24 protein-coding genes are annotated in these 25,876 nt (G+C 74.0%); 11 read left to right on the top strand and 13 right to left on the bottom strand.

Features of this window, described 5'->3' with window-relative positions; translation table 11 throughout:
• The first annotated feature begins 54 nt into the window (after positions 1–54).
• Positions 55–399 carry an RNA polymerase-binding protein RbpA gene (locus ACFVQ3_RS03965; RefSeq protein ID WP_138824427.1) on the top strand — a complete coding sequence of 115 codons (345 nt, stop codon included), beginning with the start codon at positions 55–57 and terminating at the stop codon, positions 397–399.
• Between the two features lie 210 nt (positions 400–609).
• On the opposite strand, the gene lnt is transcribed toward ACFVQ3_RS03965, so the two are convergent.
• The 9 genes from lnt to ACFVQ3_RS03920 all read right to left on the bottom strand — a co-directional run bounded on the left by lnt (position 610) and on the right by ACFVQ3_RS03920 (position 11,815).
• Positions 610–2,211 carry an apolipoprotein N-acyltransferase gene (gene lnt, locus ACFVQ3_RS03960; RefSeq protein ID WP_387635345.1) on the bottom strand — a complete coding sequence of 534 codons (1,602 nt, stop codon included), beginning with the start codon at positions 2,209–2,211 and terminating at the stop codon, positions 610–612.
• 363 nt (positions 2,212–2,574) lie between these two features.
• Positions 2,575–4,239 carry an amidohydrolase gene (locus tag ACFVQ3_RS03955; protein ID WP_387635342.1) on the bottom strand — a complete coding sequence of 555 codons (1,665 nt, stop codon included), beginning with the start codon at positions 4,237–4,239 and terminating at the stop codon, positions 2,575–2,577.
• A 75-nt stretch (positions 4,240–4,314) separates the two neighbouring features.
• Positions 4,315–7,344, bottom strand: a complete 3,030-nt coding sequence (locus ACFVQ3_RS03950; RefSeq protein WP_387635339.1) for a DEAD/DEAH box helicase — start codon at positions 7,342–7,344, stop codon at positions 4,315–4,317.
• Positions 7,345–7,392: 48 nt separating this feature from the next.
• Entirely contained in the window at positions 7,393–8,472 is a 1,080-nt protein-coding gene (locus tag ACFVQ3_RS03945; RefSeq protein WP_387635337.1) for a diacylglycerol/lipid kinase family protein, read from the bottom strand.
• Entirely contained in the window at positions 8,465–9,253 is a 789-nt protein-coding gene (gene tatC / locus ACFVQ3_RS03940) for a twin-arginine translocase subunit TatC (protein WP_387635335.1), read from the bottom strand. Before tatC ends, ACFVQ3_RS03945 begins: the two co-directional genes overlap by 8 nt.
• A gap of 3 nt (positions 9,254–9,256) precedes the next feature.
• Positions 9,257–9,454 carry a Sec-independent protein translocase subunit TatA gene (gene tatA, locus ACFVQ3_RS03935; RefSeq protein ID WP_036571710.1) on the bottom strand — a complete coding sequence of 66 codons (198 nt, stop codon included), beginning with the start codon at positions 9,452–9,454 and terminating at the stop codon, positions 9,257–9,259.
• A gap of 46 nt (positions 9,455–9,500) precedes the next feature.
• Positions 9,501–9,827 carry a hypothetical protein gene (locus ACFVQ3_RS03930; protein ID WP_387635333.1) on the bottom strand — a complete coding sequence of 109 codons (327 nt, stop codon included), beginning with the start codon at positions 9,825–9,827 and terminating at the stop codon, positions 9,501–9,503.
• A gap of 10 nt (positions 9,828–9,837) precedes the next feature.
• The gene (locus tag ACFVQ3_RS03925; protein ID WP_387635331.1) at positions 9,838–10,845 is read right to left on the bottom strand and encodes a helix-turn-helix transcriptional regulator; all 1,008 of its coding nucleotides are present in this window, start codon (positions 10,843–10,845) and stop codon (positions 9,838–9,840) included.
• Complete coding sequence (locus tag ACFVQ3_RS03920) at positions 10,838–11,815, bottom strand: helix-turn-helix transcriptional regulator (protein WP_387635328.1); 978 nt, start codon at positions 11,813–11,815, stop codon at positions 10,838–10,840. The genes ACFVQ3_RS03925 and ACFVQ3_RS03920 overlap by 8 nt, the downstream gene beginning before the upstream one ends.
• A gap of 119 nt (positions 11,816–11,934) precedes the next feature.
• Between ACFVQ3_RS03920 and ACFVQ3_RS03915 the strand changes: the two genes are divergently transcribed.
• The 7 genes from ACFVQ3_RS03915 (at position 11,935) to ACFVQ3_RS03885 (ending at position 18,007) form a co-directional block, all read left to right on the top strand.
• Positions 11,935–13,107, top strand: a complete 1,173-nt coding sequence (locus ACFVQ3_RS03915; RefSeq protein WP_387635326.1) for a DUF3866 family protein — start codon at positions 11,935–11,937, stop codon at positions 13,105–13,107.
• Positions 13,104–13,871, top strand: coding sequence for a DUF4129 domain-containing protein (locus ACFVQ3_RS03910; RefSeq protein WP_387635323.1), 768 nt, complete (start codon positions 13,104–13,106; stop codon positions 13,869–13,871). The genes ACFVQ3_RS03915 and ACFVQ3_RS03910 overlap by 4 nt, the downstream gene beginning before the upstream one ends.
• On the top strand, positions 13,868–14,404 hold the full coding sequence (locus tag ACFVQ3_RS03905; protein ID WP_387635320.1) for a hypothetical protein: 537 nt from the start codon (positions 13,868–13,870) through the stop codon (positions 14,402–14,404). Before ACFVQ3_RS03910 ends, ACFVQ3_RS03905 begins: the two co-directional genes overlap by 4 nt.
• 79 nt (positions 14,405–14,483) lie before the next feature.
• Entirely contained in the window at positions 14,484–15,473 is a 990-nt protein-coding gene (locus ACFVQ3_RS03900; RefSeq protein ID WP_387635318.1) for an AAA family ATPase, read from the top strand.
• Complete coding sequence (locus ACFVQ3_RS03895; protein ID WP_387635315.1) at positions 15,470–16,807, top strand: DUF58 domain-containing protein; 1,338 nt, start codon at positions 15,470–15,472, stop codon at positions 16,805–16,807. Before ACFVQ3_RS03900 ends, ACFVQ3_RS03895 begins: the two co-directional genes overlap by 4 nt.
• Entirely contained in the window at positions 16,804–17,361 is a 558-nt protein-coding gene (locus tag ACFVQ3_RS03890; RefSeq protein WP_387635312.1) for a hypothetical protein, read from the top strand. Before ACFVQ3_RS03895 ends, ACFVQ3_RS03890 begins: the two co-directional genes overlap by 4 nt.
• A 205-nt stretch (positions 17,362–17,566) precedes the next feature.
• Positions 17,567–18,007 carry a VOC family protein gene (locus ACFVQ3_RS03885; RefSeq protein WP_387635309.1) on the top strand — a complete coding sequence of 147 codons (441 nt, stop codon included), beginning with the start codon at positions 17,567–17,569 and terminating at the stop codon, positions 18,005–18,007.
• A gap of 24 nt (positions 18,008–18,031) precedes the next feature.
• On the opposite strand, the gene ACFVQ3_RS03880 is transcribed toward ACFVQ3_RS03885, so the two are convergent.
• Complete coding sequence (locus tag ACFVQ3_RS03880; RefSeq protein ID WP_387635306.1) at positions 18,032–18,697, bottom strand: tyrosine-type recombinase/integrase; 666 nt, start codon at positions 18,695–18,697, stop codon at positions 18,032–18,034.
• A 117-nt stretch (positions 18,698–18,814) separates the two neighbouring features.
• Here ACFVQ3_RS03880 and ACFVQ3_RS03875 point away from each other — a divergent pair, with 117 nt between their 5' ends.
• Entirely contained in the window at positions 18,815–19,486 is a 672-nt protein-coding gene (locus ACFVQ3_RS03875; RefSeq protein WP_387635303.1) for a YigZ family protein, read from the top strand.
• Positions 19,487–19,663: 177 nt separating this feature from the next.
• Here ACFVQ3_RS03875 and ACFVQ3_RS03870 read toward each other — a convergent pair whose 3' ends face one another.
• Positions 19,664–21,073: a UTP--glucose-1-phosphate uridylyltransferase gene (locus ACFVQ3_RS03870; protein WP_387635301.1), complete on the bottom strand. Its 1,410-nt coding sequence runs from the start codon at positions 21,071–21,073 to the stop codon at positions 19,664–19,666.
• Positions 21,074–21,142: 69 nt separating this feature from the next.
• Positions 21,143–21,763, bottom strand: a complete 621-nt coding sequence (locus ACFVQ3_RS03865; RefSeq protein ID WP_387635298.1) for an L-threonylcarbamoyladenylate synthase — start codon at positions 21,761–21,763, stop codon at positions 21,143–21,145.
• Between the two features lie 100 nt (positions 21,764–21,863).
• On the opposite strand from ACFVQ3_RS03865, the gene ACFVQ3_RS03860 reads away from it, so the two are divergent.
• Positions 21,864–22,616, top strand: coding sequence for an endonuclease/exonuclease/phosphatase family protein (locus ACFVQ3_RS03860; protein WP_387635295.1), 753 nt, complete (start codon positions 21,864–21,866; stop codon positions 22,614–22,616).
• Positions 22,617–22,793: 177 nt separating this feature from the next.
• Here ACFVQ3_RS03860 and ACFVQ3_RS03855 read toward each other — a convergent pair whose 3' ends face one another.
• Positions 22,794–24,725 (bottom strand): FAD-dependent oxidoreductase, encoded by a 1,932-nt coding sequence (locus tag ACFVQ3_RS03855; protein WP_387635292.1) that lies wholly within the window; start codon positions 24,723–24,725, stop codon positions 22,794–22,796.
• 331 nt (positions 24,726–25,056) lie between these two features.
• Here ACFVQ3_RS03855 and ACFVQ3_RS03850 point away from each other — a divergent pair, with 331 nt between their 5' ends.
• Positions 25,057–25,857 (top strand): SDR family oxidoreductase, encoded by an 801-nt coding sequence (locus ACFVQ3_RS03850; RefSeq protein ID WP_387635628.1) that lies wholly within the window; start codon positions 25,057–25,059, stop codon positions 25,855–25,857.
• Positions 25,858–25,876 lie beyond the last annotated feature (19 nt).

Below are 25,876 nucleotides of genomic sequence, written 5' to 3'. Positions count from 1 at the left end.
GGTGGGACGTTGACCCCCATAGACAACCCCTGCCGCTACCCCTTGGAGGACGACATGCCAGACCGGTCCCTACGTGGAATGAGCATCGGTGCGAAGAGCATGGAGTCCGACGCGGGCGTCGACTTCGCCCCTCGTTTCCAGGCGCACTACGACTGCCCCAACGGGCACACCATCATCCTGCCGTTCTCCACCGAGGCCGAGGTGCCCGCGGTGTGGGAGTGTCGCTGCGGCGAGGAGGCGCTCCTGCGTGACGCGGAGCGCCCCGAGCCCAAGGCGGGCAAGCCTGCCCGTACGCACTGGGACATGCTGCTGGAGCGTCGCACGATCAAGGAGCTCGAGGAGCTGCTCGACGAGCGCCTCGGTCTCCTGCGCGCCGGCAAGCTGCGCCGCAGCGCCTGACCTGCTGACGCGAAGGGCCCGGAACTCCTCGGAGTTCCGGGCCCTTCGTCGTCCCCGGGGTCGCGGTCCGCTCCCCCGCGCACCTGCCCACGCCCCGCAGGTGCCTCGTCCCGGCCGACGGCGCCGCGCACCCGACCGGTCCGTCGCACCCGGGTGGTGCTCGCCGTCGGGCAGGACGGGCCGGCGGGGGCCGCCGGCCCCGCGGGGAGGCTAGCGGCGCGCTGGCCTGGGCGCCGGGCGCTTGGCCGCAGGCTTGCGCGCGGGAGCCTTCACGGCCGGGCGCGAGACGTGGGACACGACCCCGGCGACGACGAGCAGGACCGTGAGGCCGCCCGCGATCCACCCGGGCCAATATCCGGCACGCACTGCCGGGGTCAGGGAGTCGCGCAGGGGCAGCGTCGCGATCATCTGGTCGGCCGTGAAGAGGTCGGTGCTCTGCAGGAGCGCGCCGTTGGGGGCGATGACCCCGCTGACGCCGACGGTCGAGATCTGCACGGTCGCCCGCCCGGTCTCGATGGCGCGCAGGCGCGACATGGCGAGCTGCTGGGTGGACTCGGCGCTGTACCCGAAGGACGCGTTGTTGGTCGGGACGACGAGCATCTCGGCGCCGGCGTTCACGGCGTCGCGGATGAGCTCCTCGTACGCGACCTCGAAGCAGATGACGGTGCCGAGCGGGACGGTGCGCCCGAGGCGTTCGGAGGGCAGGTCGACGACCGCGACCTCGTCGCCCGCGATCATGTCGGTGGTGACGCGGTCCACCTGGTCGGAGAAGATGCGCACGAAGCTGCGCATCGGGATGTACTCGCCGAACGGTGCGGGGTGCTGCTTGGCGTACCGGTCGATGACGCCCTGCCCGGGCGCCCACAGCAGGGACACGTTGTACCGCCCACCGGTCTCGGGGAACTCCTGCGCCCCGACCAGGATCGGCGCGCCGACGGCGGTCGCGGCCGCATCGATGTCGGCGGCGACGTCGGGGGTGGTCTGCGGGTCGAGGTCGGAGCCGTTCTCGGGCCACAGGACGACATCGAGCTCGCCGGGGTCGACCTCGTCGAGCAGGGCGAGCGTGCCGTCGACGTGGTTCTGCAGGACCTCGCCACGGTTGGCGAACGACCCGAGGCCCGGCTCCCCGACGTTCCCCTGGACCGCGCCGATCTTCAGGGTCCCGGTCTCGGCGCGGGTGTCGAGCGGGACGACGAGGCCCGTGCCGAGGAGCACGGCGGCCGTGCCGAGCGCGCACAGCGCGGGCAGGGCGCGGACACGGCGGGCCTCGAGCAGGAACACGGCGACCAGGACGCCGATCGCGGCGGTCAGCAGGGAGACGAGCAGCCCCCCGCCGAGCCAGGCCGTGCGCCCCAGCAGGGAGTCGACCTGGGAGAACGCGAGCCGGCCCCACGGGAACCCGCCGAAGGGGAACTCGGACCGCCACTGCTCGACCGCGACCCACAGCACCGAGAACGTCACGACCTGCCACGCGAGGTTGCGGGCGACCGCCCCGATCCGCCGGACCCACGTCCACATCGCGCCGAACAGCGCGAGGAAGACCGCTTCGAGGACGCTCAGGGCGAGCCAGGGCACGGTGTCGGTCGCGATCTGCGCCCACTGGATGTGCGGGAGGAAGAACGCGAGGCCCCACACGAGCCCGACGAGCGCGTTCCACCAGACGCGGTCCCGCCGCAGCGCCAGGAAGAGGGCCGCGACCCCGACGAAAGCCATGGGCCACCACCCACGGTCGGGGAAGGCGGTGTTCGTCAGGAAGCCGCCACCGGCGGCGAGAAGGATCAGCAGCCAGCGGCTCGGCTCACGGGTCGACACCAGTGCAGGGTACGCCACGTACCTGCAGGTCGGCCGGGAGATGTGGGCCGACCCGCGCGTCCTTCGGACCACGTCGCACCGCCACCGGTGAGGCCGTGTTGTCTACTGAACGCGCGGGTCGAGCCGATGCACGTCAGAGCACGCAGGACGAACGGTGAGATGGTGGCTCGAACCCCTGCGGCCCTGACGGCCGGAACACGTCATCGAACTTACCGCCCCTCACGGAGGTGTCAATCCGAAGGCTTGCCCTGGCCCGGCGCGACCCCGGTCGCGCCCCGGTGACCCGCCGGGGTGCGACCGGTCTCACCCGCACGAGGGCGCGGCGCACGACGCGCACGTGGCGCGACCGGCCCGGCCGGTGGCTCAGTCGAACGTGTCGTACAGCACGACGCCGTCGCGCACCGTCTGCAGGCACGTCGGGTCGGGCGCGTCGTCGGTGAGGTCCGGCAGCAGGGGCGTCCCGGAGCGGGCGTCCGTGCTCCAGGACGACACCGACGTGCCCGTCCCCTGCACGGCGAGGTGCTCGGCACGCCAGACCGCGAGGTGGGCGGGCGCCCCGACGCGCAGCTGGCCCGCTCCCGTGTGGTCGAGGCCCGCGATGCGCCAGCCCCCGCGCGTGTGCGCACGGAACGCGGCCCGCGCGGAGATGCGCTGGTCGGGGTCGGCGTGCGACATCGCGGCCCGGACCGCGGACCAGGGGTCCATCGCGGTCACGGGAGAGTCGGAGCCGAACGCGAGCGGGACGCCAGCCCCGGCGAGGTCCGCGAACGGCGAGAGGCCGGCGACACGCGTGGGCCCCAGGCGTGCGGCGTACATGCCGTCGGGGCCGCCCCAGGCGGCGTCGAACACCGGCTGGATGGACAGCGACACCCCGAACAGCAGGAGCGTCGAGAGGGCGTTGGTGTCGACGAACAGCGCGTGCTCGACGCGGTGCGCCGCACGACGGTGCGCGGCCGCGCCGTCCGCCTCGGCCGCGGCGCGCAGGCCCACGAGGAACTCGTCCATGGCCCGGTCCCCGATGACGTGGAACCCGCCCTGGGTGCCCGCAGCGGCGACGGCGGACAGGTGCGCCGCGATCTGCTCGGCGGTGAGGTACTGGTTGCCGCGCCCGTCGGGCCCCGCCTCTCCGGGAGTGCCCGTGAGGTCGGAGTACGGGTGCCGCAGCGCCGCGGTGCGGGACCCGAGGGACCCGTCGACGTTCAGGTCCCCCGCGATGCCCGCCAGGCCCGGCAGGTCGGCGAGGAGTGCGCGCGCGTCGTCGGGGGTGGTGCACAGCTCGCCCCGGTACGCGACCAGGTGCGGCAGCGCGCCCTGCGGGTCCCCCGTGAGGGCCATGAGCTCGCGCAACCCGTCACGGGTGTCGATCGAGGGGGCGCTGTTCTCGTGCACCGACACGATGCCGCGCCGCGCGGCCGCGTCCAGCGCCGCACGGTAGACCGCGGTGCGACGCTCAGGGTTCATGGCACGGGCCGCGTCCCGGGCGGCATGGTGCGCGTCCAGCGTGACCCAACCGCTCTCCGTCCACCCCTGGCGCCCCTCGAGGCCCGCCCGCTGCGCGAGCGACGTCGAGACCACGGCGGAGTGCACGTCGACGCGCGCCGCGTACACGAGCGCTCCCCCGCACGCCGCGTCGAGCTCGTGCCGCGTCGGGGCCCGGTGCTCGGGCCACTCCTGCTCGTCCCACCCGAACGCGAGGACCACGTCGTCCGCCTCGGAGGCCGGGCGAGCCTCGACCGCGGCGTGCAGCGCGTCGAGCGCACCGGCCAGGGACGTGACGCCGGCGCTCGCGGACAGCTCGACGCCCGCGAGGGCGAGGCCGGTCTCGAGGACGTGGACGTGGGAGTCGACGAACCCGGGGGCGACGAGTGCGCCGTCGAGGTCGACGACGCGGTCGGCGCGGGCGGCGAGCCCGGCGGCGGTGTCGTTCGCGCCGATCCAGGTGATCACCCCGCCGTCGACGAGCATCGCCTCGGCGAAGGGGTCGGTCGAGGAGTGAATGACACCGTTGCGGTACAGGGTGGAGGCCACGAAACCACACGATAAGCCACGCCGTGCCCGGCGCGCCCCTTTCGCGGGGTGCGCCGGGCGTGCGTGACGCGAAGGTCACACGCTGGAGTAGGCCACGACCCCGCGGCGGACGGCCTCGATGGCACGGACGGCGGTCTTGCGCATCGCCGGGGTGGGGGCGGCGGTCGCGAGCTGGTCGAGCACGTCGATGATCTGCTTGCACCAGCGCACGAAGTCCCCGGCGGCGAGCTCGGAGCCGCGCAGGACGGCGTCGAGGCTGCGGCCGCTGGCCCACCGGTGCACGGCCGCGACGATGCCGAGGTCGAGGGTGCCGGTCGCGTCGATGTGGTGGGACTCCTCGAGGTCGTCGACCTCGGACCACACGACGACGGTCTGGTCGAGGGCGCGCGCGAGCTTCCCCTGGGGGCCGCCGGGGACGTAGGGCTCGCCCGCCTCGTCGCGGCGGGCGGAGAAGACGAGCGTCGAGACGACGGCGGCGAGCCCGGCGGGGTCGAGCTCGTCCCACACGCCGCGGCGCAGGCACTCGGCGAGCAGCAGGTCGTTCTCGGCGTAGAGCCTGCGCAACCACTGCCCGGCGTCGGTGATCCGGACGTCGGGTGCCGGGGCGCGCCCGGCCCGGGGGCGCGGGGTGGCGGGTTGGGCGCCGTCGACCGGGGCGTCCACGAGCGCTCCTCCGCCGGCCGGGTGGGGGTCGATCTCCAGGTACCCGAGGCCCGTGAGGATGTCGCAGATGCGGTCGAAGACGCGCGCGATCGAGCCGGTGCGTCCTTCGACGCGCCGCACGAGGGCGTCGTGCTCCTTCTTGAGCTTTGCCCACCGCTCGGACCAGCGGGCGTGGTCCTCGCGCTCGGGGCAGTCGTGGCAGGGGTGGGCGCGCAGGGCCGCGCGGAGGCGGCTGAGCTCCTTGTCGTCGGCCGCGGCCGACCGCACGGTGGGCGCCGCCTTGCCGCGGGCGGGGGCGCCGGGGGTGTCGACGAACGCGCCGAGCGCGTTGCGCAGCGAGGAGGCCAGGTCGCGGCGGGCGGCGGGCACGCGCGGGTTGAACGACTTCGGGATGCGGACGGTGCCGACCGTGCGGATCCCGGAGGGGGCGTCGGCGACGGTGAGCTTCTTGACGTGCTTGTCCTCGGTCAGGACGGTGGGGCGGGGGCCGTCGAAGCCGCCGTCCTTGCCGGGGTCGAGCACGACGACGTACCCGGCGCGCCGCCCCGTGGGCAGCTCGACGACGTCGCCGACGCGCAGGTTCTCGAAGTCTGCGACGACCTGGGCGCGCCGCGCCCGCTGCGCAGACTTCGACAGGTCGGCCTCACGGGTCGCGATCGCACGCCGCAGCCTGGCGTACTCGCCGAAGTCGCCCCGGTCGCACGTCATGGCCTGCGCGTACCCCTCGAGGGCCTCGGCGTGCGCCTGCGCCTGCTTGGCGAGGCCCACGACGCCACGGTCGGCCTGGAACTGCGCGAACGACGTCTCCAGGACGTCGCGGGCACGCTCCCGGCCGACCTGCGCGACGAGGTTGACGGCCATGTTGTACGTGGGGCGGAACGAGGACTTGAGCGGGTACAGGCGCTTGGACGCGAGGCCCGCGAGGGCGACGGGGTCGAGGCCGGGGTGGTCGACGACGACGGCGTGCCCCTCGACGTCGATGCCGCGGCGCCCGGCGCGGCCCGTGAGCTGGGTGTACTCCCCCGGGGTCATGTCGACGTGCGAGGTCCCGTCCCACTTGACCAGCTTCTCGAGGACGACGGAGCGGGCGGGCATGTTGATGCCGAGGGCGAGGGTCTCGGTCGCGAACACGACCTTGACCAGGCCCCGGCTGAACAGGTCCTCGACGATCTCCTTGAAGATGGGCAGCATGCCCGCGTGGTGGGCGGCGACGCCGCGCGCGAGGGACTCGCTCCACGTCCAGTACCCGAGGACGTCGAGGTCCTCGGCGGGCAGCGTCGCGCTGCGGGCCTCGACGGTCGCGCGGATCTCGGCCTCCTGCGCGGGCGTGGTCAGGCGCAGCCCGGCGGCCAGGCACTGGGTCACGGCGGCCTCGCACCCTGCGCGGGAGAAGATGAAGAAGATCGCGGGCAGCAGCCCGTCGGCGTCCAGGGCGTCGACGACGGCGAACCGGGGCGGGGTACGGCGCCCGCCCCCCTCGCCCGGTCCTCCCCGGTGGCTCCCTGACCCGCCGCGGCTCCCCCGCCCCCGGTAGCCGCGGTCACCGCCGCGCCCGCCCCGCCCCGGGTACCCGCCGTCGCGCGCCCCGCTGCGGAACGCCGCGAGCAGGTCGGGGTTGATGGGCGGGTTGACGCCCGGGTCGGTGGGGTCGACGTGCCCCGCGTACAGGTCGATCAGGTCGGCCCCGGTGCCGGGGCGCACGACCTCGCCCGGGGTGCGGGGGCCGCGGTGACGTGAGCCGACGAGGACGTGCTGCCACAGCGGGACGGGGCGGCGCTCGCTGACGATGACGGCGGTGTCGCCGCGCACCATCTCGAGCCAGTCGCCGAACTCCTCGGCGTTGGACACCGTCGCGGACAGGGACACGAGCTGGACGTCGTCGTCGAGGTGGATGATGACCTCTTCCCACACGGGTCCGCGGAAGCGGTCGGCGAGGTAGTGGACCTCGTCCATGACGACGAACGCGAGGCCGTCGAGGGCGCGCGAGCCCGCGTAGAGCATGTTGCGCAGGACCTCGGTGGTCATGACGACGATCGGGGCGTCGCCGTTGATGGACGTGTCGCCCGTGAGCAGGCCCACCTGGTCGGGTCCGTGGCGGCGAGCGAGGTCGGCGTACTTCTGGTTGGACAGCGCCTTGATGGGGGTCGTGTAGAAGGCCTTGCGGCCGCCGGCGAGCGCGAGGTGGACGGCGAACTCCCCCACGACGGTCTTGCCCGCGCCGGTGGGGGCGGCGACGAGGACGCCGCGTCCTTCTTCGAGGGCCTGGCAGGCGCGGACCTGGAAGTCGTCGAACGGGAAGCCGACGACCTCGCGGAACGCGGCGAGCTGGGTGCGGGAGGCGGCCTGGAGTGCGCGCGAGGCCGCGTACCGCTCCGCGGGGCTCGTCAGGCCGTCGGTGTCGTCGTGTCCTGCGGTGCCTGCGGTGCGGGGTGCTGCGGTCATGCCACCACCCTACGGTCCGGGGGTGTCGGTCCGTGGGGCTTTTCGGCGTCAGGTACCCGGAGTGCCGGTGACGCGCCCGTCGAGGACGTGCAGGGCGCCGGGGGCGATCGTGACGCGCACGGGCAGGTGGGAGATGCGTTCCCCGTCGGCGAACGCCGGGGGTGGTGGTCGGCCGTCGTCGGTGGCCTCGAGGAGGACGGTCGTGGCGCGTCGGACGTCGACGGCGGGGTGGTGCACGTGCTTGCCCTGGTACATGCCGGGGAACACGCGGGCGGCGCCGAGGCGGGTCAGGGGTCCGGCGGTGACCAGGTCGAGGAGCCCGTCGTCGACCTGGGCGTCGGGAGCGATCTGGACGCCGCCGCCGAAGCGGTGCCCGTTGGCGACGGCGACCACGGTCCCCGGTGAGGTCCACACGAACGGGTGAGCGACGTCGTCGGGCGCAGTGCCCGGGGCGAGGTCCGCGGTGATGCGGTACCCGTAGGGCCGGAACCGGGCGAGCTCGGACGCGACGGCGCGCACGTACTTGGCGCTGCCCCGCGGCCACGTCAGGGCGTTGGCGTGGGCGTTGACGGCGGCGTCGAGGCCCGCGGACAGGACGCCGCAGAACCAGCGGCCGCGCCCGGGGCGCGGGTTGAGGTCGGCGTCGAGGGGTTCGGCGCGGGCGGCGTCCACGACCCGCACGCCGCCCGTGCCCGTGCTGCGGGCCGACAGGGCGTCGAGGAGGAGCGTGACGGCGGCGGGGACGTCGTGCACGGGCAGGTCGAGGGCTGACGCGAAGTCGTTGCCCGTGCCGGCGGCGACGACGCCGAGGGGGATGCCGGTCCCGGCGACCGCGTTGACGCCGAGGTGGACCATGCCGTCCCCGCCGACGACGACGAGCGCGTCGACCGGGGCGGTGCCGCCCTGCCCGGCACCCTTCGTGCGCCCGTTCGTGCGCCCGGCGACGGCGTCGCGGGCGTTCTCGAGGGCGAGGGGCGCGTTGGGGGCGCTCAGGTCCAGGACGTGGTGCCCGGCCTCGCGCAGGAGCGCGAGGGTGCGCGCCCCGTCGCCCCGGCCCCGCCCGCGGTCGGCCGTCGGGTTGACGACGACGGCGAGGCGGGCGGGGCGGGGCTGTGCCCGGTCAGGCACCGGAGAGCGCGGCGGCGCGGCGCTTGTCGGTGCTGCGGTCGCGCAGGATCGCGATCCCGACGGCGCCGAAGTACAGGACGCAGATGGGCAGCGCGACGAAGATCATCGTGAGCGCGTCGGGCGTGGGGGTCATGACGGCCGCGAAGACGAACGCGATGAGGACGGCCCAGCGCCACCCGGCGAGCAGGGCCGTGGAGCGGACCAGGCCCGCGAAGTTCAGGGCGACCAGCACCACGGGCAGGACGAACGCGAGCCCGAACGCCAGGACCAGGCGCATCACGAAGCTCAGGTAGCCCTGCGCGTCGGTGAGGTTCGTCGCGCCCTCGGGCACGAACGCCGCGAGGATGTCGACCGCGTGCGGCAGGACCCACCAGGCCAGGGCGACACCGCCGAGGAACAGGGGCACCGATGCCCCCAGGAAGCCCACGGCGTAGCGGCGTTCCTTGCGGGTCAGGCCCGGCGTGATGAAGGCCCACAGCTGGTACAGCCACCACGGGCACGTCACGAGCACACCGAGGAACAAGGAGACCTTGATCTTCATGTCGAGCGCGGTCGCCATGCCCGAGTAGTTCAGGTTGATGACCTTGTTCTGCGCGGCCGCCGCCGCCTCGAGGGGCGCCTGGAGCGCAGACAGCAGCGGCTCGTACAGGAACCAGCCGCCGATCGCGCCCACGACGAGCCCGCACGAGACCAGGAAGAGCCGCTTGCGGATCTCGAGCAGGTGCTCGCGCAGCGGCATGCGCCCCTCGGAGGACCTGGCCGTCTTCGTCGAACCGGCCACGGATCAGGCCTTGGGGGCGTCGTCATCCTTGACGGCAGGCTCCGCGGGCTTGTCGTCGTCGCGCAGGTCCTTGACCTCGCTCTTGAAGATCTTGAGCGACTGACCCACGCTGCGGGCCAGGTCAGGAAGTCGCTTCGCCCCGAACAGGAGCAGGACGACGACGACAAGAACGATGATGTGCCAGGGCTTCAGCATGCCCATGAGATGGCTCCCTTGGAGTCGGACGCAAGTCTTGTTGTCGCAGATCCTACGCGTTGAATCGGCGCCACCGGTCCCACGTCACCTTGTTGCGGGTCCTGCGTCCCACCCGGCGCTCCGCGCGCTGCGCGCGCAGCTCCTCGACCCGCTCGTGCAGGAGGACCGGGTCGTCGAAGAGGGTGGGCGCCGTGCTGGGCGCCGACGCCGCCAACGACGCCGTGATCTCGTCCGTGCGCCGCACGAACCGGTCCATCACGAGCGCCGACTCCGACATCTGCGCGAACAACGCCCTGGCCTTGCGCCACAGGTCGCGCCCCAGGAAGAACGCGCCGACGAGCGTGCCGACGACCAGGACCGACCAGATGGTGAACCACATACGACCCAGCCTAGTTCGCCGATGCGCCCGCGGACCCCGCCGGCCCGGTCGCGCCGTCCCCGTCGCCCGTCCCGTACGCGGCCAGGGCGGCGCTCGCGGCCTGCGCGACGTCGTCGGCGACCTCCTGGGGAGCCACGGCCAGGACGTGGCGGGCGTGCTCGAGGAGCAGGCGGCGCAACCACACGGGATTGGTGACGCGCAGGGAGACCTCGAACGCGCCGTCGGGCAGGTTGCGGACCTTCTCGACGGGGACCTGCTCCGCGACCCAGCGCGCCGGGCTCGCGAACGTGATCGTCGCGAGCGGCGCGTCACCCGTGGGCGTGAAGTCGACCTCGGTCGGCAGGTCGTGCTCGCCCGCGGGGACGTCGAGCTCGGTCGCGGCCAGGAGCCGGTCGAGGCGGAACGTGCGCTGCCCCTGCGCACGGTGGCACCACGCGAGGAGGTAGGAGTACGCGTCCTGGGTGTGCAGCGCCACGGGGTCGATCTCCCGCTCGGACACGACGTCGGCGCTCGTCACGTACCGCACGCGCAGCCGGTGCCGGTTCGCCAGCGCCGAGGACACCGCCGCGACGACCTCGGGGGCGCCGTCAGGAGACAGGCGCACGTCCAGGGCCGCGGCCGCCTCGCCCGTCGCCCCGGTGAGCTTGTCCAGGACGGACGCGACGACGTCGGCCCGCGCCCGGTCCGAGCGCACCGCCGGGGTCTCCCCCATGGCACGCAGGGCCGCGATCAGCGCGACCGCCTCCCGCGTGCCCAGCCGCAGGGGCCGCGTCATGCCACGCGCCTCCGTGAGCCGCACCACGCCCCGCTCGAGGGAGTCCGCGTCGAAGTCGATCAGGTCGTCCGGCCAGTACCCGGGGGTGCCCGAGACCCACAGGGCGTCGACGTCCTCCACGATCTGCCGGGTCGTCACCCCGAACCGGGAAGCGAGCTCCTCGACCGGGACCCCACCCGCACCGTCCAGATAGCTGACGATGCCCAGCAGTCGCACCAACCGGTCGTCCGCGCGCTCAGCCACGCTGCTCCTCCGTGCTCGTCGTACCGTTCCCCTGCGCCCCCGCGCCCGGCGCCCGCCCCAGGCGGGCCGCCGCCACCAGCCGGCGCACCACCGCGTCCCGCAGCCCCGCAGGCCCCGCAGGGCTCAGGACCACGACCGCGTCCCCGTACCCCGCGATCTCGTCCGCGAACGCGTGCTGGTTCGTGAACGACACGTGCACGACGTCACGCCCGTCCGCGCGCGGCCCCGCGCCCGGACCGTCACCGTCGCTGCGCCCACGCGCCCGCAACGCCTCGGCCCGCTCCGGCCCGATCGCCAGGGCCGCCACCTGCTCCTGCCCGGCCCGCGCCCCCAGGAGCGCGTCCACGTCCACCCCGTCCGGGATGACGAACGCTCCCGCACGCCCCAGCAGACGCACCCGGCCCTCGATCCGGCTCAGCCGGTACGCACGCGGTGCCCGGCGCTCGCGGTCGAACCCGAGGAGGTACCACCCTCCGCGGCGGGCCGCGATCCGCCACGGCTCGACCGTGCGGTCCCGCACCTCGCCCGTGGAGGCCGCCCGGTACGTGAACGACACCGGGCGCAGCGCCTCGATCGCGTCGAGCAGAGGCCCGTACGCGTCACCCACCGCCCGCACCCGCGGAGCGAGGCCCGCGACCGCGTCGTTCGCGACCTCCCCCGCACCCGCCGCCCGCAGCTTCGTCAAGGCGCGCGAGATGTCCGTGCGCAAGGTCTTGTCCTGCCAGAACTGCGCCGCCAGGGACAGCACCCCGAACTCCGCCGGGGTCAGGTCGACCGCAGGCAGCGCGTACGCGTCCTGGTCGATCCGGTACCCGACGTCGTCGCTGTGCCCCCCGGCGTCGACCGTCACGATCGGAATCCCGAGGTCGCGCAAGGAGTCCTTGTCGCGCTCGAACATCCGCTCGAACGCCTCAGGGGACGGCGCATCGCCATACCCCGCGACACTCGTCCGGATCTGCTGCTTCGTCATCGACACGCTCGTGTTCACGAGGGCGATCACGAGGTTCAAGAGCCTCGTGGCAGGGTTGACTGGTTGACTCGTCTGATCAGGCATCGGCACCCACGCTAACGAACGCTATCCTCACCCGTGTGATGACGTGGCGTAGTGCAAGGGTGATCTCCCGCGGCAGGGCATGGCAAGGCGCGCAGGAAGTGACCGTCGAGCTCGACGAACCCCTGCCCGCCACCACCGCCCCCGGCACCGAGGAACGCCCCCGCACCGTGCGCGCCCTCGCCTACCCGCAGCTCGTCGGCGAACCCCAGGTCGGCGACCAGGTCCTCCTCAACGTCTCCGCGCTCGCCCGAGGCCTCGGCACCGGCGGGTACGCCCTCGTCGTCGCCCTGCCCGGAACGCTGCCCCCCGACCCCGCCCCCGGGCCCGGACACCTCGTCAAAGCCCGCTACACGCCCCTCCAGGCCCTCGTGCTGGGCGTCGACGAGCAGGAGTCCCCCCACCACGACACCCTGCGCGACGCCGACGACCTCCACGGCATGCCCGTCGTCGTCGCCGACCTCCACTCCGCCCTGCCCGCCATCGCCGCCGGCGCCCGCCTCGCAGCCGCCCAGGACGGACGCCCCACCCCACGCATCGCCTACGTCATGACCGACGGCGGCGCCCTGCCCGCCGCGTTCTCCCGCACCATCGCCGCACTGCGCGACGCCGACTGGCTCCACACCTGCCTCACCGTCGGCCAGGCCTACGGCGGAGACCACGAAGCCGTCACCGTCCACACCGGCCTCCTCGCCGCCCGCCACGTCACCGGCGCCGACCTCGCCATCGTCACCCAAGGCCCCGGCAACCTCGGCACCGGCACCCGCTGGGGCTTCTCCGGCGTCGCCGCCGGTGAAGCCCTCAACGCCGCCGCCACCCTCGGCGGACGCCCCGTCGCCTCCCTGCGCGTCTCCGGCGCAGACCCCCGCGACCGCCACCTCGGCATCTCCCACCACTCCCTGACCGCCTACGGCCGCGTGGCGCTCGCGGCCAGCGACGTCGTCGTCCCCCGTCCAAGCGCCGACATCGAGGCCCTCCCCGGGTGGGGATCCGCCCTCACCGCACGCATCACCGAGCAGGCCGCGCACCTCGCCGCACCCCACGGACGCCACCACCTCGTCCACGCCGACGCCGACGCCCCGCTCCTCGGAGCGCTGCGCACCACCCCCGTGGGCCTGTCCACCATGGGACGCGGGCTCGACGACGACCCCGCCGCCTTCCTGACCGCCGCAGCCGCCGGCGTGCACGCCGAGAGGAACCGACCAGCATGAGCAACCGGACGCGACTTGGGGGTGTCGTCGTCCTGATCGCCCTCGTCCTCGTCGGCGCCGCCGCCGGGAACCGCTGGAGCTTCCGGCTCGAGCCCGTCACGACCATCCCCAGCACCGTCGCACCCACCCCACCCGTGCTCCGCTCCGAGGACACCGCGCTCTTCCGCGAAGGCCTCGACGAGCGCGCGACCGGCCTCAGCATCGGCGAGTACATGACCTACCTGGCGATACTCGTCGCCGTCGTGCTCGCCGTCCTCGCGATCGTGCACCTGCGCCGCCGCACCCGCGAACCCGCCGCGCCCGCCCCCACCCCCCACGACCACGTCGCCACCGGCGCCAGCATCACCACCACCCCCGACCTCACCGTCCAGCTCCCCGCACTCCGCCGCGGCGTCCAGCACGCCCAGCACCTCCTCGACACCGCCGCCACCCCCCGCGACGCCGTCACCGCCGCCTGGATAGCGCTCGAGGACGCCGCCGCCGACACCGGCCACCGCCGGCACCCCGCACAGACCCCCACCGAGTTCACCACGACCGTCCTCGACGCCACCCCCGCCGACCCCGACGCCGTCACCACCCTCCTGAGGCTCTACCAGCGGGCACGCTTCACCACCCACCCCCTCACCCCCCACGACGTCGACGCCGCCCGCGACTGCCTCGCACGCCTCGCCGTCGCCTTCACGCCCCCCGTCACCCACCACAGCGACGAACCCCAGGACCACGCCACCACCGGCACACAGGCCCCCCGAGGAGAGACGCGATGAAGCTCCGACCCACCACCGACAAGAAGATCCTCACCCCCGCGACGCTCCTCGTCGCCACCGGCATCACCCTCGCCTACCTCGGACTCGACCTCCCCCACGCCATCGCCCTCACCGTCGCCCTCCTCATCGCCCTCGTCCTCGCCCGACGCACCGACGCCGGACACGACCCCCAGCACCACGCACTGCCCGACACCAACCGCGACGGCGCACGCCGCGACCTCTCCGACCTCACCTGGGCCATGCACGGAAGCCACGGACGCGTCAGCGAACGCGCACACCAACGCGTGCGGGCGCTCGCGGCCACGGCTCTCGCCGGCGAGGGCATAGACCTCCGCAGCACGGACCCCGACCAGGTGCGTGCGGCCTCGGCGAGGCTCGGCGAGCAGGTCCACCGGCAGATGACCTCCGACCTGCGCCCGCCGACCATGAAGGTCCTGCGCTCGTGGGTGGGCGCGATCGAGAACCTCGCGGACGGCACGCCCGTCGGAAGAGGTCGAGGCGCTCACGAGCAGCAGACCCGCGCCGACGCCTGACCAGCACGACGGTCGGCCGCAGCAGCCGACCCGCACGTCCAGCGCACGAACCAGCTCCCCGCACCGAGAGGCGAACCCGATGACGGACTCCCCTGCCCCCGCGCTCAGCATCCCCGAGGTGGCCGCGCACGGCCGCCGCATCCTCGACGAGGTCGGCACGGCCGTGGTCGGCATGCGGGACTCGCTCGAGCTCGCGCTCGCCACGATCCTGGCGGGTGGGCACGTCCTGTTCGAGGACGTGCCCGGGCTCGGCAAGACGCTCGCCGCACGGAGCCTCGCGACCGCCCTGGGGCTCGACTTCGCGCGGCTCCAGTGCACCCCGGACCTGCTGCCCGCGGACATCACGGGCTCCTCGGTGTACGACCCGGCCACGACCGACTTCGTGTTCCGACCCGGTCCGGTCTTCACGGGCATCTTCCTGGCGGACGAGATCAACCGGACGGCACCCAAGACGCAGTCCGCCCTCCTCGAGGCCATGGCCGAGCGGCAGGTGTCGATCGAGGGGAGCACGTACCCGCTCCAGCGGCCGTTCCACGTCCTCGCGACGTCGAACCCCGTGGAGTACGAGGGCACGTATCCGCTGCCCGAGGCCCAGCTCGACCGGTTCATGGTGCGCCTCGGCGTCGGGTACCCGGGCCGCGACGAGGAGCGCGAGGTGCTGCGTCGTCGTCTCGACCGGCGCGACGAGCAGGCGGAGGTCCGCCAGGTCGTCGACGCCCGGACCGTGCTCGCGATGCAGTCCGGGGTCGAGGCGACCGACGTCGACCCCGACGTCCTCACGTACTGCGTGGACCTCGTCGCGGCCACGCGCGCCGACTCCCAGCTCGAGGTGGGCGCGTCGCCCCGCGGGTCGCAGAACCTGGTGCTGCTCGCCCGCGCCGTGGCCGCGCTCGACGGCAGGGACTACGTGCTGCCCGAGGACGTCAAGCGGGTCGCGGTCCCGGTGCTCGCGCACCGCCTCACGCTGACCCCGACGGCCTGGGCCTCGAACGCCCAGCCGCAGACCATCGTCCGCGCCATCCTCGACCGCGTCCCCGGCCCTGCTGCGGTCGCTTCCGCGACGCGATGACCTCGCTCGCCACGGCGACGCGCCCGACGAGCTGGCAGCAGACGACGAGCCTCGCCGCCGGCGTCGTGCTCGGTCTGGTGCTCCTCGCCACGGGCCTGCTCGCGGGTCGCGCGGACATCGCCGTCCTGGGTGCTCCTGCGCTGCTCAGCGCGGTGTGGGGGTGGAGCGTCAGGCCGCAGGGCGAGGCCGTGGTGGCGACGTTCGAGCCCGTGCTCGACGCAGACACCCGTCCCGGCGACCTCAGGTCGCGGCTTCGTCTCGACGCGCCCGACGGCTCCACACCGGTCCGCCTGCGCGTCACCAGCCCGGGGAACGAGGACGCCGACGTCACGGTGCTGGTCGACGGGACACGGACGCTCGACCTCACGACGCACTCGGCGAGGACCGGACCGCACCGGATGTTCCGGGTGGACCACGTCGCGTCGGGAGCGGAGGGGGTCGTCGAGTCGGTCCCGGCGGCGGTCCAGTCCCCGGGGACGCTGGTCCTGCCGACCGCCCAACCTCTCGGCCTGCTCCCCCTGCCGCGCCAGCTCGCCGGGCTCACGGGTCCGCACACGACCCGGCGTCTCGGCGACGGGACCGAGCTCCGCGACGTCCACCCGTTCGCCCCCGGCGACCGTCTGCGCCGCATCGACTGGCGTGCGACCGCACGCAGGTCGCCCGGGCTCGAGACGCTGTACGTCCGGCGCACCCAGGCGACGGCCGAGGCGACGGTCGTCCTCGTCCTGGACTCGCGGGACGAGGTGGGTCCGGACGTCACGACGTGGCGGGGGCGAGGTCCCCTGCCGATGGATCGGGCGACGTCCCTGGACATCGCCAGGCATGCCGCGGCGTCGGTCGCCCAGGCCGCGCTCGACGGCGGGGACCGGGTCGGTTTCGAGGACCTGGGATGGATCCGACGCCCGCTCCCGCCTGCGGCGGGCAAGCGGCAGCTCCAGCGGATCGTCCACGCACTCGCCCTCGCCCATCCGATCGGGGAGCCTCGTCGGCGCATGCGGCCACCGCAGATCCCGGCGGCGGCGCTGGTGTACATGTTCTCGACGTTCCTCGACGACGAGAGCGCCATGATCGCGCAGACCTGGCGGGCGACAGGGCACCCCGTCGTCGCGGTCGACATCCTGCCGACCGTCGACGTCCCCCGGGACGAGCCGGGCGTCGTGCTCGCGTGGCGCATCACGCGCCTCGAGCGGGAGCAACGCCTCGAGGCCATACGACGCGACGGCGTCCTGGTCGTCCCCTGGACCTCCTCGATGAGTGCCGGTGGCGGGGCGCGTGCCGCGCTCGAGCTCGCCGCCCGCCGCCAACGCCGCAACCAGCGAGGGACGACCCGATGAGCGCGCCCATCACCGCCACGCCCGAGAAGCCTGCGGGCCCACCGGTGACAGAGGTGACCACGGGGCCCGCCGTCTCGGGGGACGTCCTGCGCGCCTTCATGACCGGGGCGACCTTCCTGTTCGGCGTCCTCACCGTGCACAGGCTCGTCCCGTCGCTGCTGGGGAGCATGGCCGTCGCCCTGGTCCTCGCCGCCCTCGTCACGGCACGCCCCCACACCCCGGTACCGCAGGTGGTGCTGTTCGTCGGTGCCCTGGCGATGCTCGGGGGCGGCGAGTCGTTCGACCCGCTCGTCTTCCTGCTCCTCCCGCTCGCGCACCTCGTGCTGCGGTCGTCGTGGTGGGCTGCCCGCGTGCCTCGCAAGGGCCGCGTCGAGCGCGCGGTCCTCGTCCCGGAGCTGCGCCGCGCGGCCGTGATCCAGCTCGTGTGCCAGGGGCTCGCGCTCGTCGGGCTCGCGGCCTCGAGCCTCGGCAGGAACGGGTTCTTCCTCGTCGTGGCCACCGTCGCGCTCGTCGGCCTGGTCGCCCTCGCCGTCCCGCGGACCTGGTGGCGCTGACCGACCGTGACCTGCACGACGAGGCCCCCTGCTCCCCGGTCGGAGCAGGGGCCTCGTCGTCCGGCCGAGGGTCGACCCCGCTCCTCCGGGCTGTTCGGTGGGTCGACGGACCAGGTGGGATGTGTCGTCTCTACGCTTGGCACACTATTTTAACCAGTGAAGAGATCGACGAGCAGTCCGCCACGGGCTGACCTACCGTGGCCGCATGGCCGACAACCCGACCCGTCCCGTCCTGCAGCTGCGCTTGGTCGTCGAGGCGCAGGACTACGAGCAGGCGCTCGCCTTCTACCGCGACGCCCTGGGCCTCCCCCAGCTCGAGGCGTACACCGGTGACGGCGACGCACGGGTCGCGATCCTCGACGCGGGTCGCGCCACCCTGGAGATCGCCAACCCCGCGCAGAAGCGCATGATCGACGACGTCGAGGTCGGCAGGCAGGTCGCTCCCCGGCTCCGCGTCGCGTTCGAGGTGACCGACGCGGCCGGCGTCACGACCGACCTGGTCGACGCCGGGGCGTCGCTCGTGGCAGCACCTGTCCGCACCCCGTGGGACTCGCTCAACGCGCGACTCGACGCCCCGGCCGGACTGCAGATCACGGTCTTCCAGGAGCTCGGCCCCTCCCCCGCGGACGATCCGCACGAGGGGTGACCTCCCCCGTCGGGCCGCGCCCTGCTACCCCTGCACGGGCTGGGCCGCCGGCTCCGCCGCAGCCTCCGCGTGCCACGCCCGACGGACCTGCTCGAAGCGCGTCGGCAGCGGCGGCCGCACGCCGCCGTACCGCGCGTTGGTGCGCTGCACGAAGCGCCGCCAGGACAGCACCAGGCCCTGCTTCGTGATGGGCAGCCCGCTCGCGACGGTGATGCCGTTGTCGTGCGTGTGGTGGACCGTCAGGAGCAGCGCACGCGGCACGGACCCCTCCAGCTCGGAGCACAGCTCCTCCCGGACGTCCATCCAGCGACGCAGGACCATGACGACGCCCGGCTCGAGCCGGTGCTCGCGCACGGTGCGGTGCTTGCCGTGCTGCACGACGACGCTCCCCTCCCCCGCCTGCGCGCCCGTCGGCCCCAGGTCGAGCGAGTCGACAGTGCAGCGCAGCAGGTCCGAGTACCTGGCCCCCGTCGCACGCGTCAGGCCGACGATGACCGCCAGGCGCACCATCTCCGGCTTGGTCGAGGCGTGCATCGCTCCGACCGACAGCTCCCGCCAGACCCACTCGGCCTCGTCGCGGGTGACCGGCGGGCGCGGGTAGCGCGGCGCGAGCCCCTGCGCCGGGCCGACGTCCGGGCGTCCCTCGCTCGTCGAGGCTTCGAGGGGTGAGTCGGCGGCGTCGGTGACCATGGAGCGAACCTAGCCGCTTGGCATACTATTTTCAACCGTGACGGAGGGTGCGTCGCCTTCGAAGACCCCCCGCACCGCTCGCCCTGCACGCCTGCCGGTCGCCTAGGCTGGTCGTCGATGGCCCCCCTCCAGCACTCCTCCGAGAACGCGCCGCTCCCGTCGACGATCGCCCGCCCCGTCGAGCACGAGCTCGTGGTCAAGAAATCCCGCTTCCTCACGCTCCTGCACCCCGTCGCGTCGGTCTCCGACGCCGAGTCCGTGATCGCGCGGGTCCGCAAGGAGCACTGGGACGCCCGGCACCACTGCACCGCGCTCGTCGTCGGCACGCACGCCGACCAGCAGCGCTCGAGCGACGACGGCGAACCCTCGGGCACGGCAGGTATCCCCATGCTCGAGGTCCTGCGGCACCGGCACGTGACCGACCTGGTCGCGGTCGTCACGCGCTACTTCGGCGGGGTGCTGCTCGGCGCGGGAGGCCTCGTCCGCGCCTACTCGAACGCCGTGAGCGAGACCCTCGACCTCGCGCCCGCGCTGCGCCGCGAGGTCATGGTCGAGGTCACGGTCGACGTCCCGCACGCCGAGGCCGGCCGGATCGGCAACCTCCTCCACGAGTGGTGCCAGGCCCACGGTGCGATGCTCGAGGGCACCGACTACGCGGCCGTGGCCACGTTCCGGCTCCTCGTCCCGCCCGGACGGCTCACCGAGCTCGACGCGGACGTCGCGTCGGCGTCGAGCGGGGCGATCTCCCCCGCCGTCGGCGACAGCCGGGTCGTCGACGTCCCCGCCTGAGCGCCCTGAGCCCACGGAAGAGGCCCTCCCGGGCCGCGTGGCGCCGTCGGGCGGCAGGAACCCGTCCGACGGCGCCACGCACCTCTCACGGGCCGTCAGCGGTCTCGTGGGCCCCCAGCGGGTGCGGCCGCGCCGCCCCGTCCGGGCAGGAGGCGCCGGGCACCCGCCGCGTCTCCGTCAGCGGGTCGCGATCCCCTCGGGGCCGACGTGCGCCCCGTCCGGGACGGTCGAGGGCTCGCCCGCGTCCTCCAGGACAGCGTCGCCCTCGGCGACCACCCCGCGGCCGAACGTCCAGTCCCCGCGCACGGTGAGCCCGCGAGCCCCGCGCAACGACGGTGCACCCTGGCCGAACCGCGCGTCGAAGTCGCCGACGAGCTTGTAGTGCGCACCGTCGAGGTCGACGAGCGGCGCGTCGACCTGGGCCACGAGCGTGAAGTCGTCGCCGAGCTCGTACACGTCCGAGCGCAGCAGCAGCAGGTCGCTCGTCGCCTTGACGGGCAGGAAGCGGCTGCGGTCGACCTCGATGACGGTCGAGCCCTCGAAGACCTCGATCGCGGCGCCCATCGCGGACTCGACCTGGATCACGGGCGTCGACGACGGGTCGGTGGGATCGACCGTCTTGGGGTTGCGGATCAGGGGCAGCTCGAGCACTCCCCCGGTGCGGTCGAGCTCGGCGGACAGCGCGCGCAGGTCGAGCCACAGGTTGTTCGTGTTGAAGTACCGGTGACGGTCGATGTCCCCTGCTGCGGCAAGGTCCTCGTGCGGCGTCTGAGCGGTCTCGCGCAGCACCAGGCGCCCGTCCGAGCGTCGCACCACGAGGTGACCGCCCTTGCGGTCCGCGGGGGTCCTGCGTGCCACCTCGGCCGCGAACGGGGCGCCGGACGCCGCGAACCAGCCGGCCATGGCCGCGTCCGGGGCAGCGCCGAGGTTGTCCGAGTTGGAGACGCTCGCGTACAGGTAGCCCGCGTCCAGGAGCTGCTGGAGCGCCCCCGACGTCACCAGGGCCGTGTACAGGTCGCCGTGCCCGGGCGGGCACCACTCCAGGTCGGGGTCCGCGGGCCACTCGACGGGCTCGAGGTCGTCCGCGCGCAGCTTCGGCTCACGGTTCTGCAGGAAGTGGAGCGGCAGACCGTCGACCGCGAGGTCCGGGTAGGCCGCGAGCGCCGCGAGCGTGTCGTCGCGGGTGCGGAAGCTGTTCATGAAGAGCAGCGGGAGGCGTGCGCCGGTGGCGGCGCGGGCGGCGCGGACCTGTCCGGCGATGATGTCGAGGAACGTGAGCGGTCCGTCGCTCGTGTCGCGGACGGTGAGGAGCGACTTGGCGCGGTCCATGCCCATGGAGGTGCCGAGTCCTCCGTTGAGCTTGACGAGTGCTGTGCGGGAGAGGGCGGTGGCTGCGTCGTCGGGGGTGACGTCGAGGTCGTGGCGGTGGGTGACGCCGGTGAGGGGTTCGACGTCGGCCTCGGGGACGGTGCCGGTGGCACCGCCGTCGAGGAGCTCGTAGAAGCGGCTGAAGACGTCGATCGCGGTGGGGTGGACGCCCGCGTCGGCCATCTTGTGCTGGGAGTGGGTGAGGCCCTGGCTGCTCATGGTGTCGATGCTAGGGGTGGTGGGGGTGGTCGCGCCGGGTGGCCGGTGGGGCGTTGCTCACGCGGTCGGTCACTCGAAGCGGGTGGGGTCTCCTGCGCCGACGCGGACGACCTCGGCGACGCCGGAGGAGAAGTCGACGACGGTGGTGGGTTCGGTGCCGCAGTCGCCGGAGTCGACGACGGCGTCGACCTGGTGGTCGAGGGCTTCCTTGATCTCCCAGCCCTGGGTCATGGGTTCGTCCTCCCCGGGCAGGAGGAGCGTGCTGGACAGCAGGGGTTCGCCGAGGGCTCGCAGGACGGCCTGGGTGACGGCGTGGTCGGGGATGCGGACGCCGACGGTCTTCTTCTTGGGGTGTGCGAGGCGTCGGGGCACCTCGGCGGTCGCGGGCAGGATGAAGGTGTAGCTGCCGGGGGTGGAGGCCTTGATGGCGCGGAAGGCGGCGTTGTCGATCTTGACGAGCTGGCCGAGCTGGGCGAAGTCGGCGCACACGAGGGTGAAGTGGTGCTTGTCGCCGAGGTGGCGGATGTCGCGGATGCGTTGGGTGGCGCTGTGGGAGTCGATGCGGGCGCCGAGCGCGTAGCAGGAGTCCGTGGGGTAGGCGATGAGGGCGTCGTCGCGCAGGAGGGTGACGATCTGGTCGATCGCGCGGGGCTGGGGGTCGACGGGGTGGACGTCGAAGTACTTGGCCATGGCGTGAGCCTAGGCCTGCCGGGGTGGGGCTGCCGCCGGGGGCGGGTGCGCGTTCCGGTGCGGCGAGCGTGGTGGCGCGTGCGGGGGGACAATCGGTGCGATGCGACTCGTGACCTTCAACATCTTGCACGGCCGGTCCACGGTGGACGACCTGGTGGACGTGGACCGCTTCGCCCGTGCCGTGGCGGATCTCGACGCGGACGTCCTGGCGTTGCAGGAGGTGGACCGCAACCAGCGCCGGTCGGGGCGGGCGGACCTGGCGCGAGTGGCGGCCGAGGCGATGGGGGCGGTCGACCACCGGTTCGCTCCCACGTTGGACCAGCGGTCGGGGGGCGGGCGGTCGCAGTACGGGGTGGCCCTGCTGTCGAGGTTCCCGGTGCTCGAGTGGAGGGTGCTGCCCTTGCCGCGCCGCCCGTGGTGGCGGCCTCTGCCGCGGGCCTCCGACCAGCGGGCGCGTCGGTGGCGGCTCGACGAGCCGCGTACGGCCGTGGTGGCGGTCGTGCTGACTCCGCAGGGGCCGTTGACGGTCGCGGCGACCCATCTGAGCTTTCTCGACGGGTGGGGCGAGCACCAGCTGGCCCGGCTGGTGACGGGTCTGGCGGGGGCGCCGCGCCCGCTGGTCCTGCTGGGGGACCTGAACCTGCGCTCCGAGGTGCCGGCGACCGTCACGGGGTGGAGCCCGCTGGCCGTGGCGCGGTCCTACCCGGTCTCGCACCCGACGCTGCAGATCGATCATGTCCTGGCGGACGGTGGGGTGCGTCCGCTCGGGCCGGGGCGGGCTGTCGACACGGGGTTGTCGGATCACCGGGCGGTGGTCGTGGACGTCGAGCTCGACGGCGCGGCCCCCTCCTGACACCGCCTCTCCCCTACAGGATCGAACAGGCGTTCGATCCCTGTGGTCGCACCGCCCGCCTCGACTCGAACACCAGTTCGACCACCATCGGCACCTCGAGCAGAAGCCGTCGAACACGTGTTCGACTTCTTGCCCGCCCGTGGGGCGAGGGCACCTCTCCCCCGCCCTGACCTCGCGTCAGGGCGTGCGGCCGTGCGTCACCCGGACCACGGGAAGGCGCAGGGCCGCGGGGGCGTCCGCCGGGACGAGCGGGGAGCGCGGCGCGACCGGGGCCACCCGTCGGTAGCCGCTCCCGAGAGGCGGCCGGGGGTCCTGATCGCCGCGGTTGGGCCACAGCGCCACCGCACGCTCGGCCTGTGCCGTGATCGTCAGCGACGGGTTGACGCCCAGGTTCGCGCTCACGGCCGACCCGTCCAGGACGTGCAGCCCCTCGTGGCCGAACACTCGCTGGTAGGCGTCGAGCACCCCAGTCTCCCGTGAGGCCCCGATCGCGCACCCACCCAGGAAGTGCGCCGTGAGCGGCATGCCGAAGGGTTCCCCGATGCTCCCGCCCGGCGCCCCGCCCATGACCCGGGCCAGCCGCCGGGCCGCCTCGTGGGCGGCGGGGATCCACCCGGGGTTCGGCGCCCCGTGCCCCTGCCGCGAGGTCATGCGCCGCCGCCCCGTCCAGGAGCGACGCGTGTACGTCGTCAGCGAGTTGTCGTGGCTCTGCATGACCAGGGCGATCACGGTGCGCTCGGACCAGCCCCGCAGGTCGAGCATGCCCGGCAGACGGCGGCGCTGGGTCCACAGCTCGCGCAACCATCCGGCGGGCGAGGGCGACGGGCCGGGGTGAGCGGCGCCGTCGGGCCGTCCGCTGCGGGCCCCGCGCAGGCCGCGAGCGCCGCGGGGTGTGACGAGGACGGTCTGCAGGAGCGCCATGGCGTTCGATCCGCGGCCGTAGCGCACGGGTTCGACGTGCGTCTGGGCGTCGGGGTGGAAGGACGAGGTGATCGCGACGCCGCGCGTGTAGTCGGGCACCGGGGCGGCAGGCGGGCGTCGCCGGTCGGCCGTCGCGCCCAGGAGCGCCTCGGAGTTGGTGCGGGTGAGCATGCCGAGCCGTGGTGAGAGGTCGGGAAGGGTGCCGGCGTCGCGCTGGGCGTGCAGGAGGCGCTGCGTGCCGTGGGCGCCCGCGGCGAGGACGACGTGCTCCGCGGTCCACCGGGTGCGCCGGGCGAGGAGCTGGTCGGTGCGACGAGAGGTGATCTCGTAGCCGCCACCGGGCAGCGGGGCGATGCGGGTGACGGTCTCCAGGGCGTGGATCGTGGCGCCGCCTCGCTCGGCGAGGTGGAGGTAGTTCTTGACGAGGGTGTTCTTGGCGCCGTGGCGGCACCCCGTCATGCACTGGCCGCACTCGAGGCAGCCGCGTCGCTCGGGGCCCGCGCCGCCGAAGAACGGGTCGGGTACCCGGGCCCCGGGTTCCCCGAACAGCACGCCCACGGGAGCGGCGGTGACGGTGTGCGCGACACCCATCTCGCGGGCGACCTGGGCCATGGCGTCGTCGGCGGGGGTGCGCCCCGCGTACGTGACCACGCCCAGCATGCGCCGCGCCTGGTCGTAGTAGGGCGCGAGCTCGGCCTTCCAGTCGGTCAGATGCCCCCACGCTGGGTCGGTGTAGAACGCGTCGAGGGGCTCGTACAGGGTGTTCGCGTACACGAGCGAGCCGCCGCCCACGCCTGCGCCCGCGAGGACCAGGACGTCGCGCAGGCGGTGGACGCGCTGGATACCGAGGCAGCCGACGCGCGGGGCCCACAGGAATTCGCGCAGATGCCACGACGTCGCGGCGAAGTCCTCGTCGGCGAAGCGTCGGCCCGCCTCCAGGACGGCGACGCGGTAGCCCTTCTCCGTCAGGCGCAGCGCCGCGACGGACCCGCCGAAGCCGGACCCCACCACGAGCACGTCGACGTCGTGCGCGGACCCGTCCCGGGGAGCGGCGTGCGTCGCGCCGACCGGACCCGTGCGAGGGGCCCGCGTGCCCCGGCCGTCGTCCGCCCGCTCGTCGGCGCGCTCGTCGGCGCGCTCGTCGGCGCGCTCGTCGGCGCGCTCGTCGGCGCGCTCGTCCTGGGTCATCGTGGCCACCTCGATCCTCGGGCGCTCCGTCGCGCCCGGCAGGTGCCATCCTGCCACCGGGCGCGCACGCCCCGGCCGTACGGCACGGCCGCTCGCGGTGCCTCGCGCCGCGCGACCGCCATCGCGACCGCGGGGTCGTCCGCGCCGCAGGGTCGCTCGCACTGCGAGTCCGCGAGCGCCGTCCTAGCGTGGACGGGACCCGAGAACACCTCGCCCGCAGCGGGCCGCCGACCGGCGTGCGCTGCACGGCGACCTGAAGGAGGATCCCGTGCCCGACCAGACCCCCGCCTTCCCCGCTCAGCAGCAGGAGCCTCCGGGCCTGACGTCGCCCATGGACCCGCTGCCCGACCACGGCGAGTCGTCCTACCGGGGCTCGGGCCGGCTCACGGGCCTGCGGGCGCTGGTCACCGGTGGCGACTCGGGCATCGGGCGTGCGGTCGCGATCGCGTTCGCCCGTGAGGGGGCCGACGTCGCGATCGGCTACCTGCCCGAGGAGCAGGTCGACGCCGAGGAGACCGCGCGCTGGGTGCGGGAGGCGGGCCGCTCGGCCGTCCTGCTGCCCGGGGACCTGCGGGAGGAGCCGGCGTGCCGCGCGGTCGTCGCCGGCGCGGTCGAGCAGCTCGGGGGCCTGGACGTGCTCGTGAACAACGCGGGATTCCAGATGGCGCGGCGGTCCTCGATCGCCGACGTGACGAGCGAGGACCTTGACCGGGTGCTCAAGACCAACCTGTACGCGCTGTTCTGGGTGACGCAGGCCGCGCTCGAGCACCTGGGCGAGGGCGCGTCGATCATCAACGTCTCCTCGATCCAGGCGTACCAGCCGTCCACCTCGCTCCTGGACTACGCGTCGACCAAGGCCGCGATCAACAACTTCACGGTCAACCTCGCGGCCGAGGTCGGTGCGCGGGGCATCCGGGTCAACGCCGTAGCGCCGGGGCCGATCTGGACGCCGCTGCAGCCCGCGACGCAGCCGCCGGAGAAGATCGAGCAGTTCGGGGCCGATACCCCGCTGGGGCGCGCCGGGCAGCCCGCCGAGGTCGCGCCGGCCTTCGTCTTCCTGGCCTCGCCCGCCGATGCGGGCTACGTCTCGGCGACGGTGCTCGGTGTCACGGGCGGCAAGCCCGTGTTCTGACGCCGCACGCGCGACGCGC

Source organism: Oerskovia sp. NPDC057915, from assembly GCF_042887685.1.
In the GTDB taxonomy this organism is placed as follows: Bacteria; Actinomycetota; Actinomycetes; order Actinomycetales; family Cellulomonadaceae; genus Oerskovia.
Note: the sequence above shows the minus strand (reverse complement) of the source record. Positions and strands in the feature narration are given on the sequence as shown.